The organism is Treponema sp. (assembly GCF_045657965.1).
In the GTDB taxonomy this organism is placed as follows: Bacteria; Spirochaetota; Spirochaetia; order Treponematales; family Treponemataceae; genus Treponema_D.
The window spans coordinates 1-12,593 of record NZ_JAZOUG010000043.1; the positions used below are offsets into that span (position 1 = coordinate 1).

The window sequence follows — 12,593 nt, forward strand, 5'->3', positions numbered from 1 at the left end:
CTATCCTCCTTTTCCTGATGCTCTTCTTTGAAATCGTAAAAGCTGTCCGAAAAGGCTGCCCGTGGGATAAAGAGCAGACACCTCTTTCATTGCGTTCAACTTTTTTTGAGGAAACCTGCGAAGCAATCGATGCCCTTACCCAGCAGGATTCAGACCACGTTAAAGAAGAGCTCGGTGACGTCCTCTTAAACGTAATTCTGATAGCTTATATGTTTGAAGAGCAGGGGCTTTTTACAGTAGAAGAAACAATTAATTCTATTGCAGAAAAACTCGTCCGCCGTCATCCTCATGTATTTGCGCAGAGTGAAGGTCAGAGCGAGGTAAAAGAAGATGTTTCAGGAAATCCGGAAAAAGTTTTAAATCAATGGGAACGTATCAAAGAAAATGTTGAAGGACGAAAATCAGATTCAGTTCTCGATTCTGTTCCTGAAAACTTCCCGCCGGTTCTTAAGGCTTACAAAGAGCTCAAAAAAGCAGCAAAAGCAGGCTTTGACTGGAATTCGCTTTCAGAAGTAAAAATGAAGTTCTGTGAAGAACTTGCCGAAATGCATGACGCTTTAATCGATGTTGAATCTCTTAATCATTACGACGGTAAAACACCTTTTTCAAAAACTGATTTTACAGAAGAACAGAAAAAGGTTCAGCTTCATCTTGAAGAAGAATTTGGAGATGCTCTTCACTGCTTTTTGAATTATGGCCGCTGGCTTGGAATTGATCCGAGTATTGCCTTGCAGCGTGCAATGAAAAAATTCGAATACCGCTTTAAATATGTAGAAGAAAAAATGAAAGAAAAAAACATTGAAATGGTTCATTCTAATCATCATGATATGATGAGCTTTTGGAATGAAGCTAAGGGCAATTAAAAAAAATTGATTGAATTCTTAATGTTTTTTTACTATAGTTAGAATATGAGAATTTTTAACGACAAAGACGAAGAAAAAAAGTCTGACCAGAAGGATGATTCACTTTCCGAGAAATTTTTAAAAACACGTCAGATTATTTTGAGCGGTGAGATTAACGAAGAAAACACAGCAAAGGTTATTAAACAGCTCCTTTTGCTCGAAGCAGACAGTGACAAGCCGATTTACATTTATATCGATTCACCTGGCGGTTCAATTGATTCAGGATTTGGCATTTACGACATGATCCGCTTTATCAATGCACCAGTTTATACAATCGGTACAGGTCTTATTGCAAGCATGGGTTCAATCATTCTGCTTTCAGTTCCAAAAGAACGCCGTTTTGCACTTCCGAACAGCCACTATCTTATTCACCAGCCTTTAATCGGCGGTGTTGCGCGTGGTGTTGCTACCGACCTTGAAATCCAGGCCGAAGAAATTGCAAAATCAAAAAAGAAACTCATTAAGCTTATTGCTGAAGAAACAGGCAAATCAGAAGCTGAAGTCGAAAAAGACTGTGACCGCGATCACTGGCTTACTGCAGAAGAAGCACAGAGTTACGGTTTAGTAAGCAAAATCGTTTCAAAACGCTCTGACTTAAACTAAATGCAGTTTGATTTAACGGAATCAGTTATCGAAGAAATTATTTTCTCGATGGAAAATCAGGATGGCGAATACCTGTTTGATTCCGAAAATCTTTGTGTTGTTCCGCTCGATGCTTTGATGCTTTGTGAGCAGGAAGAGCTTTACGAAAACGAAAATATGTATTCTTTGCCGTCATGGTCTTCATCAGACGGCTTTAATTTAATGGAAAAATTTGCCGAAAGCCTGCATAATTCTATCGTTCAAAAAGAATTACTGCAGGTTCTTGCAAATGGAAGGGGGGTATTCCGGAATTATAAAAATGTTTTGAAGCAGTACCCGCAGATTGAGCAGCGTTTTCATTCGTTCAAAAATAAGGAAATGCGTGCTGTAGTTTATGAGTGGTACAATGTTCTCCGCGAATCCTGGGGATTGGAAAAACTGGATCAGGATTTTGAAGAATATGATGAGTTGACCCGGGAAGATTTTGAATTTTGTGAGTACAGTCACGAAAAGGACGGTGGCTGTGTGTTAAAAGAAGCGGAGAAAATTGCAGACGAAATAAAATCAGAAATAAAAGGTGAAGTGGCTTTTGCGATTGCTCATTTCTGGCTTCGCAAGTTTGAATATGAAAAGCCTTCTGCCGTTTTTGGAATTATTTGCCGTACTCTGGCACAGGATTTCGCCGGCTGTATTTTATTTTCGGACTGTTCGTCCTTCGCAAAAGGTGTAGTGGCTCTTACTTCAGTTTTTGTGAATCAGAATTACCGTGGCTTAGGAATTGCCAGAGAGCTTTTTTCACGCGGCATTTCCAGTCTGAAAGAACACGGAATTCATCAGATTATTATTGCTGATTCTGCATTGCCAGATTTTTTAGAACCGTTAATTGAGCGTTGTGGCTTTGAAAAAACAGGTTCAGTTTATACAGCAGAATTAGATTAAGTTTTTTTACTTAAAAGGAGTTTTTTATGGCATTCAGACGAAATTTCAGACGTCCATTCAGACAGAACAGAGAAATTGATCTCGATCAGGCAGCTAACTATCTTAAAGATGTTGTTTCAAAAGTAAAAGCTAATCCTGATGAACTTGAAGCTCTCAAAAAAGTCTTCAAAAAAAATGTTCCGCTTACAATGCGCTCTTATGTAGCAGCTTATCTTTTAAAGAATTCCAGTGGTGCAATCTTCCGTTTCAATAAATTTGGTGGAGAACGGGAAGATTTCCATGCAAACCGTGAAGAAAAATTTAACCGCTTTGAACGAAATGAATCTGCAGCAGAAGAAACTTCTTCAACAGAAGTTCGTGAAAATCGCGAAAGATTTACACGTGTTCAGATTCCGGAAGATAGCGCAGAAGTTGTATTTGTAAGCATTGGCCGTAACCGCCGTGTATTCCCGCGTGACCTTGTTGGTCTTTTTATCAGTGTTGCAGGAATCGAAAAAGAGCGGATTGGTGATATCCGCGTACTTGCTAATTATTCATTTGTTCAGCTTTTCAAAGAAGATGCAGAAAAGGCAATCAGTGCTTTAAACGGTCATGTTTACCGCGGTCGTCCTTTGAGTGTAAGCTATTCAAAACAGCGTGAAGAAGGGGACTTTGCTGATTCTGAAGAAGAATCAATCGATAATTACGAAAATAATGAACCTGTTCCAGATGTTTCAAATGTTTCCAGCCCAATCGTAGACAGCTATACTTCAACAAATAAAGACACAATGGCAGAACAGGCAGCTTTTGCAAAAGCTCAGGCAGAAATGACTGACGAAGAAATTATGGCTGCGCGTGCTCCACGCTCATCTTCATCAGCAGATTTGTAATGGATTGTCTATGAACCTTCATCTGCTTCGTACAGGTCCGCTTGCCGTTAACACTTATATTGTTCCGCTGTCAGATTCGGAAGTTTTTGTTGTTGACCCTGCAGACTGTGCCTTTTCAGACGATGAAGGTTCTGTAGTTTCTTTTTTAAAATCAAACAATTTAAAGCCCGTGGCTGTTATTTTAACTCACGGGCATTTTGACCATATTTCCGGTCTTCCTTCACTTGTAAAATCTTTTCCCGGCATTCCAGTCGCAATTCACAAAAAAGATTCTGCCTTAATTGGTTCTTTGTCTGCTGATTTACAGAATATCAGTCTTTCACAGATGGGCTTTACGCAGTTTCTTCCGTTTGTATCAGATTTACCTGATGCGACTCATTTTCTTGAAGATTTTAAAATCCTTTCACAGGTTTTTGAAAATTACAGCGGTTTTTCTGAAGAAGCAAAAACTTCACTTTCAAAATGGCAGGTTCTTCACACGCCCGGGCATACCGAAGGATCAGTCTGCCTTTACAATGAAGAAGATCTCACTTTGCTTTCAGGAGACACAGTTTTTTACCATTCATGGGGGCGCACTGATTTATATGGCGGCAGTGAAAGTAAAATACGCAAAAGCCTTTTAAAAATTTTAGACTACTGTGAAGAAAATACAAAAGTTTATCCGGGTCATGACCACAATGGATTTCTGCTGAAAGATAATTTTTAAAACTTTCTTTTCACACTTCATATTTTTCATTTTTTAATATAAAATCTCTGTCATGAAAAAAATTAATTTTATTTTAATCATTTTGATTAGTGTACTTGTTTCTGCATTTTTTTCCTGCACAACTCTTAAACAGCTTGGACTTGCCCCTTCAATTTCTCTTGAAAATGTTTCAATTGCTTCTCTCGATCTGGAAGGTATTACTTTTAACTGCAATTATTCTGTTTCTAATCCTCTTCCTGTATCCGTTTCAATTAAAAAAGTATCAGCTGATGTTCTTTGTAACGAAAATAAATTTACTTCACTTTCTGCTGATGAAGGAGTAAATCTTACTGCCAGTGGCAGAAAATCAAACGCTTTTAAATTTAAAGTTCCATACGAAACGATTATTTCTTTTGCAAAAAAATCAAATTCTTCTTCGGATAAATATCTTCCCTTTAAAATTAACGGGTCTGCATCTTTAGATTTGGGAAATTCTGCAATCGTTCAGAATTTAGCCAGTGATTTGCCGTTTACTGTTTCTTTTAATGTGCCGGTTTTTAAACCTGCATTTTCACTTTCTTCTCCAGTTGTAAAACTTCCTTCCCTCAATGCATTAAAAGATGCTTTTGTTGCCAGCGGTATGAATGTTGTAAAAGCTGCTAGTCTTGCAGGATCGATTGCAGCAGGAAAGCAGATTGCTGAAACAGCATTTGACGGGGTAAATCTTGATATAGATTTAGTTTTCAATCTTAATGTTTCAAATTCCGGCTTTACAGCATGGAAATATATTCTTAAAAATTGTTCTCTTAAAACAGACACGGGAAATCCGGTTTTGCTGTCAGCTTCAGATAAAGAAATTACATCAAAAAGTGCTTCAATTCCTGTAACTGTAAAACTTAACACTGTCAGTGCAGGAAAATTTATTGTTCAAATCCTGAATAAAAAAGGAACAAACCCCGTATTCTCATTTGACAGCGCCATTTCTTTCCCGGAACTTTCTTATGCATCAGACCTTCCGCTTGCTTATTCAAAAGAAATTTTATTGGGAAGTTTTACAGTGGGAAAGTGATTGGCTGAAATTTTTCCGTTATAGCAATTCAGCCTGATTTCTGATATAATTAATTCATTATGAAAAAAATTTCTATTCTTGATTCGACTTTGCGCGATGGCTCTCAGGGCGAAGGCATTTCCTATTCAGTACAGGATAAAATTAATATTGTAAAGGCTCTTGATGAACTTGGTGTTTCCTATATCGAAGCCGGAAATCCAGGGTCAAATCCAAAGGATATGGAATTTTTTGCAGAAGCTAAAAAATTAAAGCTTTCGCACTCAAAACTTGTGGCTTTTGGATCAACCCGCCGAAAGGGAATTAAATGTTCTGAAGATGCAAATTTGCAGAGTCTTCTTGCTGCTGAAACTGATGTTGTATGTATTTTTGGTAAAAGCTGGGATTTTCAGGTCACAGAAATCTTACATGCATCAAACGAAGAAAATCTTGAAATGATTCGTGATACTGTATCTTTTCTTGTTGCAAATAAAAAAGAAGTTATTTTTGATGCAGAGCATTTTTTTACCGGTTATACTGAAAATGCAGAATATGCAATGAAGTGTCTTGAAGCTGCAGTTGAAGGCGGTGCAAAAACTTTGTGCCTTTGTGAAACAAAAGGCGGCATGATGCCCTTGCAGTGCTACGAAATTACAAAGCATGTAGTAGAACATTTTAGGAACTATAACCCCCGCGAGAATTCCGAAGGAATTCTCGTTAACAGAAATCTCGAAGAGATTTCTGTAGGAATTCATACGCATAACGATTCCGGTTGTGCTGTTGCAAATTCTCTTCTTGCAGTAGAAGCCGGAGCAAGTCATGTTCAGGGTGTTCTGCTTGGTTTTGGTGAACGCACCGGCAATGCTAATCTTTCTACAATTATTGCAGACCTGCAGCTTAAAATGGACTGTCTGTGTATTCCTTCTGAAAACATCCAGAACTTAACTCCACTTTGTAAACGTGTCGCAGAAATTACAAATATTGCCCTCGAAGCCGGTATGCCTTATGTTGGAGCAAGTGCTTTTGCACACAAGGCTGGAATGCATATTGATGCCGTAATAAAAAATCCGTTTGCGTACGAGCATGTTACTCCTGAAAGCGTTGGAAATGAACGCGTATTTTTGATGAGCGAAGTTGCCGGCAAGAGCATGATTGTCGAAAAAGTTCAGAAGTTTGATAAAACGCTCACAAAATCCAGTCCGGTTGTCGCAGAAATCGTTAAAAAAGTCAAAGAAATGGAACATGTAGGCTATCAGTTTGAAGGTGCGGATGCAAGTTTTGAAATTTTAGTTCGAAAAGCAATCGGAAAGTATCAGCCTTTCTTTAATCTCCATTACTACAAAACAAGCGGAGAATTCCCGCGCTTTGCAGATGACCAGAGTGCGTTTGCCCAGTTTAAAATTGATGTTGACGGAAAGGTTGTTGTTACTGCAGGGGACGGAGACGGTCCTGTAAATGCCTTAGACGTTGCTATGCGTAATGCTCTGGAACAGTTTTATCCTAATGTGGCTCATCTTCATCTTACAGACTATAAGGTCCGTGTTTTGGATGGAAAATCAGCAACAGCAAGCCGTGTACGTGTTCTTATCGAATCAAGTGATGGTGATGAACACTGGACTACAATGGGCGTTTCAAGCGATGTAATCGAAGCCTCTTATCTTGCGCTTGTTGATTCTTTTGAGTACAAACTTATTAAAGATCTCGAAAAAAAATTCGGTAAGATGATGGCAAAATAATCTGCCTTACATATTGGGGAGCCGTTATGTCACGGAAATTAGGCATTATTGCTTTAGAATCTGCTGCAAATGCCGGAGATAAAATCAACTCAATTCTTTCTGAATGGCGTGGTGGAGAGCATTTTTTAATTGAAGTCCATTGCCCGCGTTTTGGAACAGGTGAATCTAAGGGAATAATCAGAGAATCTGTTCGTGACAAAGATTTGTATATTCTGGTTGATGTCTGTAATCCTTCCGTCACTTATACAATGGACGGCTCTCTCAACCGCATGTCACCTGATGATCATTTTCAGGATTTAAAGCGTATAATTGCAGCCTGTAACGGAAAAGCGGGCCGTATTACTGTAATTATGCCTTTTTTGTATGAAAGCCGGCAGCACCGCCGTATTTCCCGTGAGTCACTTGACTGTGCTGTCATGCTTCATGAACTTGAAAATATGGGCGTTCATGAAATCATTACTTTTGATGCGCATGATCCCCGTGTCCAGAATTCTATTCCTTTAAGCGGTTTTGAAGATGTTTCTCCAGCTTTGCAGTTTACGCAGGCTCTTCTGACAGAATACGAAGATTTAAAAATCGATTCAGAACATATGATGTTTATTTCTCCGGATGAAGGTGCTACACAGCGAGTAGTCTTTATGGCTTCGATTTTTGGCGTAAATATCGGAATGTTTTATAAACGCCGCGATTACAGCACGATAGTTAATGGAATGAATCCAATCATAGCCCATGATTTCTGCGGTGAATCAGTACAGGGCAAAGACTGCATTGTAATTGATGATATGATTTCTTCAGGCGTCAGTATGATTGATGTCGTAAAACAGCTCAAAGAACGTGGCGCAAAGCGTGTTTTTGTTTTTGCAACTTTTGGACTTTTTACGAACGGCTTTGATAAATTTGATCAGGCTTATTCTAAGTCACTTTTTGACCGGGTTTTCACTACAAATTTAATTCATCAAAAAGATGGCCTTTTAGAAAAAAGCTGGTATTGTTCTGTGAATATGAACCGTTATGTTGCGGCTATTATAGATACATTGAATAAAGGTGAACCTATCACTGATTTAATACGTCCTGCTAAGCGTATGAAAGAAATGCTTGATTTATACCGGAAAAACACAGAAAATAACAGGTAATGAGCGACTATATTATTCAGGCAGAGCACCTTACTAAGCGATTTACTCTTGATGCAGGTTTTTTTGCAAAGCAGGACCGTTTTGTCTATGCTGTTAACGATGTTTCATTTGAAATTGAGCGCGGAAAAACTTACGGGCTTGTTGGCGAAAGCGGCTGCGGCAAAACCACCACAGCCAGAATGTTAGTCCGTATGTATAAAGCTGACGGCGGAGATATTCTTTATAAGCCAAAGAATTCTGAAGAACTGAATGTTCTTAAGATGAACCGCAGACAGCTTAAGACTTATCGTGAAAAAATCAAATATGTTTTTCAGGATCCTTCACGTTCTTTAAATCCCCGGCTTACAGTTTTTAATATTCTTACGGCAAGTTACAGATATTCTTCAACATGGCCAGGTAAAAAAATTGCATACAATGAAGCCGCTCACATAATGGAAGAAGTCGGATTAGATCCGCTTGATTTAGAAAAACGTCCTTCAGAATTTTCCGGCGGCCAGCGTCAGAGAATCTCAATTGCACGTTCATTAATTATGAAGCCTGAAGTTATGTTCTGTGATGAAGTTGTAAGTGCACTTGATGTATCAGTTCAAAGTCAGATTTTAAATCTTTTGCAGGATATCCGTGAAAAACGGGCCATTTCATTTCTTTTTATTGCACATGATTTAAGAGTTTCCTGTTATTTTTGTGATACAATCGGCGTAATGTACAGGGGGCTTATTGTAGAAGAAGCTCCGGCTGCTGAACTTTATAAAACAGCTTTCCATCCGTATACAAAACTTTTGTTTGAAGGAAGTGAAAACTCCATATCAAATTCAAACGGTGAAATTAAAACAACACTTGAATCTCTTCATGGCTGTCCTTTTGCACATCGCTGCCCTCATGCCTGTACAAAATGTATAAGTCAGATTCCAGAATGGAAAAATCTTGGCAATGGACATAAAGTCCGCTGTATCTTAGAATAGAAACACAGGAGTTAAAAAATGACAGGAACATTCTTCAGCCTTGTGCCTCCAATTGTTGCAATCGCACTGGCTCTTATCACAAAAGAAGTTTATTCTTCTCTTTTTATTGGTATTTTAATCGGTGGTGCATTTTTCGCAATAGATGCTTCAAGCGGATTTACCGGCTTTTTTACGCATGTTTTTTCAGACGGATTAATCAAGCAGCTTTCTGATTCGTGGAATGTCGGTATCCTTGTATTTCTCGTAGTTTTAGGTACAATGGTTGCCCTCATGAATTCTGCCGGCGGTTCTCAGGCCTTCGGAGAATGGGCAAAAAAACACATAAAATCTAAAGCTGGAGCCCAAATCGCAACTATCTGCCTTGGAATTCTTATTTTTATCGATGACTACTTTAACTGCCTTACAGTCGGCTCTGTTATGCGTCCTGTTACAGATAAATATAAAGTTTCCCGCGAAAAACTGGCTTATCTTATTGATGCAACTGCCGCCCCTGTATGTATTATTGCACCTATTTCTTCCTGGGCAGCAGCAGTTGCCGGCTTTGTTTCTGAAGGCGAAAATGGTCTGGCTCTTTTCTGTAAGGCAATTCCTTTTAATTTTTATGCTTTTTTTACAATCGGCATGATGTTTCTGCTTGTCGGCCTTAAATTAGATTTCGGCTCAATGGCAAAATTTGAAGAAATTGCAGAAGCTAATCAGGAAATTTCTTCAAACTCTGAAAAAATTGGACGCGGTACGGTTTTAGACCTGGTTTTCCCGATTATTTCACTTATTCTGCTTTGTACAATAGGCATGATTTATACAGGTGGTTTTTTTGCTTCCGGAGAAGAACATAAAAATTTTGTTGATGCTTTTGCTTCCTCTGATGCTTCAGTAGGACTTGTTTTAGGTTCATTTGCAGCCCTTATCTTAACGCTTGCTGTCTATGTACCACGCCGTGTTCTTCCGTTTAAGGCCTGTATGTCATGTATTCCGGAAGGATTTAAGGCAATGGTTCCAGCCATTCTGATTCTTTCGCTTGCATGGACTTTAAAAGCAATGACAGATTCTCTTGAAGCTGCAAAATATGTTGCAGGTCTTATGGAAAAAATCGGTAGTATCAAGATTTTGCTTCCGGCCTTTATATTTATTGTTGCAGGCTTTCTTGCATTTTCAACTGGTACTTCATGGGGTACATTTGGAATATTAATTCCAATCTGTATTGCAGTTTTTCCGGAAGTTAATGACCCGCTCCGTATTATTTCAATTTCGGCCTGTATGGCAGGTGCTGTTGCCGGTGATCACTGTTCTCCTATTTCTGACACAACGATTATGGCCAGTGCCGGAGCTCAGTGTGAGCATGTAAATCATGTTTCAACTCAGCTTCCTTATGTCATGCATGTAGTTGCTGTTTCTTTTGTTACATATCTTATTGCAGGCCTCACTCAGGGACTTGGAATTGCTGCAAGTGGAATTATTTCATGGATTTCAGGAATCATTCTTCTTATACTTTCTGTTTTTCTTAGAAAGCGTATTAAAAAATAAAATCAAAATTACTGGCTGGAGAAAAGTATGAACACAGACAAAATTATAGAAAATCTTAAAAAACGCGGCTTTGAGGCTGTATTTGCCGCTACAAAAGGAGAAGCTGTAGAAAAGGCACTTTCTTTTATGAAAGAAGGCTCTTCAGTTTCATGGGGCGGCTCTGTTTCTATCGAAGATTCCGGGCTTCTTGCAAAAGTAAAAGCCGGAAATTTTAAGCTTATTGACAGGGATAATGCAAAAACGCCGGAAGAGCGTGCAGAAATTATGCGGCAGGGGCTTACTGCGGACAATTTTCTTACGAGTTTTAATGCTGTAAGTGAAGACGGAGTTCTCTTTAATATTGATGGAAACGGAAACCGGGTTTCAGCAATAACTTTCGCTGCAAAATCAGTCGTTGCTCTGGTTGGAATCAATAAGATTGTTCCTCAGGAGTCAGATCTTGAAAAAAGAGCTTTAACAGTTGCTGCTCCTCTTAATGCAAAACGACTAAAGCTTTCAAATGAGCACGATATCTGTGCTACATTTGTAAAAACAAGAATATGTAAACCTGCCGGCAGAATTAAAATTATTCTGGTAGGTGAAGAACTCGGTTATTAAAAAAAACACAGAAGAACACAGATTTTTTATTCTGTTTATCTGAGTTCTTCTGTATCAAATAATGAAATCGTTTACAATAAAATCAATATCAAAACTTTCTCTCAACGAACTTCTTCGTACTGAACTTCCTTCCCTGCTTGGTGAAGATGTGTCAAATTCAAAAATTCGCCGGCTTATCGTTGCAGGCGGAGTTTCTGTAAACGGCAGACAAATCCGTGTTCCTTCTTATACAGTTTTTTCAAAATCCACAGTAAATGTTCAGATTGAAGAGAAAAAGCTTTTTTATGAAAAACAGCCGGATGATATTAAGTTTGAACTGACACAAAAGGATGTTCTCTATGAAGATGAAAGTATTATTGTTGTAAACAAACCGTTTCATTTTCCGACAGAGGCAGGCATGGTCGAAAGCCGTGATAATCTTCATGCTGCGGTAGTAAGATTTTTGTTTGAAAGACAGAAAATTGAAAAACCGAATGCAAAAAATCCTCCTTATGCCGGCATTATGCATAGACTTGACCGCGACACCAGTGGAGTAATTCTTTTTACAAAAAGCCGTTCTGTAAATGCTGCCTGTCATGATATGTTTGAAAATCATACTGCAAGAAAAATTTATAATGCCGTTGTCTGTGTCAAAAGTTCTGAACTTAAAAATTATCCTTCCGGAAAAGAATTTTCTGTTAATATTCCGCTTGGAAGAATCAGTCCTAAGGGTCAGGCTGCAAAATGGGGCAGAGTGAGTGAAAAAAACGGCGGGCTTCCTTCGAAAACTGAATTTACTGTGCTTGAGGAAATCCAGCTGCAGATTCCGGATTTTGCTCAAAATTATGCAGAACAATACGCTTTTCTGCTTGTAGAATGTCGTCCTCTTACAGGCCGGACTCATCAGATTCGTGTGCATCTTTCATTGCAGAATCTTCCGATTTTAGGTGATACGCTGTATGGAGCTCTGCCTTATGAAAGAATTTTACTTCATGCCCGCTCGCTTACATTCCCGCATCCTGTTACGGCAAAAAAAATCTGCGTTGAAAGTGATTTTGTTTTTCCGCGCAGATAATTATGTATTGTGTTACAGCTGAGTTAAGTTCTGCTTAGTTTACTTTGAAACCGTTTATCATTTGAACTACATTTTGAGTTGCATCCTGTGAAATTTCGCTTGCTTCAGCAACTTCCTGGGCTGCATTTTTCATTTCTGCAATAGCTCCCGTAATTCTCTGTGAATTCTGTAAAGTTGATTCTGAAAGTGATTTTAATTCGGAAATCTCTGTAAAGACAGAATTACTTGCGTTTTTCATATTAGCCGACGCTTCTGTAATCTGTTTTCTTGACTGGTCAAGAGTCTGCATTGTCTGCAGAATATTCTGAACACCGGCTGTTTCTTCGGACATGCCGCCTTTTACTTCCCGCATCATTGAGTCCATTCTTGCAATTTTTGAACCAACCCGTTCAAATGATTCGGAAGACTGTTTTGAAGATTCTACGATTCCCTGTATTGCCTGTGAAATTCCGTCCAGAAGATTTTTGATTGCCATTGACTGGGTTGCCGAAGTTTCTGCCAGTGCACGAATTTCATCTGCAACAACAGAAAAGCCTTTACCGACATCGCCGGCATGCGCTGCTTC

General features: G+C 38.8%; 13 protein-coding genes. 12 read left to right on the forward strand and 1 reads right to left on the reverse strand.

Going from position 1 to position 12,593, the window contains the following annotated elements:
- The 12 genes from mazG to ACKI5B_RS01605 all read left to right on the forward strand — a co-directional run.
- On the forward strand, positions 1–863 hold an 863-nt coding region (gene mazG / locus ACKI5B_RS01550; protein ID WP_407425194.1), incomplete at its 5' end, for a nucleoside triphosphate pyrophosphohydrolase.
- Between the two features lie 45 nt (positions 864–908).
- A complete protein-coding gene (locus tag ACKI5B_RS01555) occupies positions 909–1,505 on the forward strand; it encodes an ATP-dependent Clp protease proteolytic subunit (RefSeq protein WP_407425195.1) in 597 nt (198 codons plus the stop codon).
- The gene (locus ACKI5B_RS01560) at positions 1,506–2,423 is read left to right on the forward strand and encodes a GNAT family N-acetyltransferase (protein ID WP_407425196.1); all 918 of its coding nucleotides are present in this window, start codon (positions 1,506–1,508) and stop codon (positions 2,421–2,423) included.
- Between the two features lie 26 nt (positions 2,424–2,449).
- The gene (locus tag ACKI5B_RS01565) at positions 2,450–3,292 is read left to right on the forward strand and encodes a DbpA RNA binding domain-containing protein (RefSeq protein WP_407425197.1); all 843 of its coding nucleotides are present in this window, start codon (positions 2,450–2,452) and stop codon (positions 3,290–3,292) included.
- 10 nt (positions 3,293–3,302) lie between these two features.
- Complete coding sequence (locus ACKI5B_RS01570; protein WP_407425198.1) at positions 3,303–3,998, forward strand: MBL fold metallo-hydrolase; 696 nt, start codon at positions 3,303–3,305, stop codon at positions 3,996–3,998.
- 52 nt (positions 3,999–4,050) lie between these two features.
- Positions 4,051–5,046 (forward strand): hypothetical protein, encoded by a 996-nt coding sequence (locus ACKI5B_RS01575; RefSeq protein WP_407425199.1) that lies wholly within the window; start codon positions 4,051–4,053, stop codon positions 5,044–5,046.
- A gap of 59 nt (positions 5,047–5,105) precedes the next feature.
- On the forward strand, positions 5,106–6,758 hold the full coding sequence (gene cimA / locus ACKI5B_RS01580; protein WP_407425200.1) for a citramalate synthase: 1,653 nt from the start codon (positions 5,106–5,108) through the stop codon (positions 6,756–6,758).
- A gap of 26 nt (positions 6,759–6,784) precedes the next feature.
- Entirely contained in the window at positions 6,785–7,891 is a 1,107-nt protein-coding gene (locus ACKI5B_RS01585; RefSeq protein ID WP_407425201.1) for a ribose-phosphate pyrophosphokinase, read from the forward strand.
- Positions 7,891–8,853 carry an oligopeptide/dipeptide ABC transporter ATP-binding protein gene (locus ACKI5B_RS01590; RefSeq protein WP_407425202.1) on the forward strand — a complete coding sequence of 321 codons (963 nt, stop codon included), beginning with the start codon at positions 7,891–7,893 and terminating at the stop codon, positions 8,851–8,853. Before ACKI5B_RS01585 ends, ACKI5B_RS01590 begins: the two co-directional genes overlap by 1 nt.
- Positions 8,854–8,871: 18 nt before the next feature.
- Positions 8,872–10,377 carry a Na+/H+ antiporter NhaC family protein gene (locus ACKI5B_RS01595; protein WP_407425203.1) on the forward strand — a complete coding sequence of 502 codons (1,506 nt, stop codon included), beginning with the start codon at positions 8,872–8,874 and terminating at the stop codon, positions 10,375–10,377.
- A gap of 27 nt (positions 10,378–10,404) precedes the next feature.
- Complete coding sequence (locus tag ACKI5B_RS01600) at positions 10,405–10,974, forward strand: lactate utilization protein (protein ID WP_407425204.1); 570 nt, start codon at positions 10,405–10,407, stop codon at positions 10,972–10,974.
- 61 nt (positions 10,975–11,035) lie between these two features.
- Complete coding sequence (locus ACKI5B_RS01605) at positions 11,036–12,028, forward strand: RluA family pseudouridine synthase (RefSeq protein ID WP_407425205.1); 993 nt, start codon at positions 11,036–11,038, stop codon at positions 12,026–12,028.
- Between the two features lie 34 nt (positions 12,029–12,062).
- On the opposite strand, the gene ACKI5B_RS01610 is transcribed toward ACKI5B_RS01605, so the two are convergent.
- A partial coding sequence (locus ACKI5B_RS01610) for a methyl-accepting chemotaxis protein (protein WP_407425206.1) occupies positions 12,063–12,593 on the reverse strand: 531 nt, incomplete at its 5' end.

Bases quoted from the DNA above. Each gene is read 5' to 3' on its own strand.
- ACKI5B_RS01555 (WP_407425195.1), top strand. From the start codon at position 909: ATGAGAATTTTTAACGACAAAGACGAAGAAAAAAAGTCTGACCAGAAG.
- ACKI5B_RS01560 (WP_407425196.1), top strand. From the start codon at position 1,506: ATGCAGTTTGATTTAACGGAATCAGTTATCGAAGAAATTATTTTCTCG.
- ACKI5B_RS01565 (WP_407425197.1), top strand. From the start codon at position 2,450: ATGGCATTCAGACGAAATTTCAGACGTCCATTCAGACAGAACAGAGAA.
- ACKI5B_RS01570 (WP_407425198.1), top strand. From the start codon at position 3,303: ATGAACCTTCATCTGCTTCGTACAGGTCCGCTTGCCGTTAACACTTAT.
- ACKI5B_RS01575 (WP_407425199.1), top strand. From the start codon at position 4,051: ATGAAAAAAATTAATTTTATTTTAATCATTTTGATTAGTGTACTTGTT.
- cimA (WP_407425200.1), top strand. From the start codon at position 5,106: ATGAAAAAAATTTCTATTCTTGATTCGACTTTGCGCGATGGCTCTCAG.
- ACKI5B_RS01585 (WP_407425201.1), top strand. From the start codon at position 6,785: ATGTCACGGAAATTAGGCATTATTGCTTTAGAATCTGCTGCAAATGCC.
- ACKI5B_RS01590 (WP_407425202.1), top strand. From the start codon at position 7,891: ATGAGCGACTATATTATTCAGGCAGAGCACCTTACTAAGCGATTTACT.
- ACKI5B_RS01595 (WP_407425203.1), top strand. From the start codon at position 8,872: ATGACAGGAACATTCTTCAGCCTTGTGCCTCCAATTGTTGCAATCGCA.
- ACKI5B_RS01600 (WP_407425204.1), top strand. From the start codon at position 10,405: ATGAACACAGACAAAATTATAGAAAATCTTAAAAAACGCGGCTTTGAG.
- ACKI5B_RS01605 (WP_407425205.1), top strand. From the start codon at position 11,036: ATGAAATCGTTTACAATAAAATCAATATCAAAACTTTCTCTCAACGAA.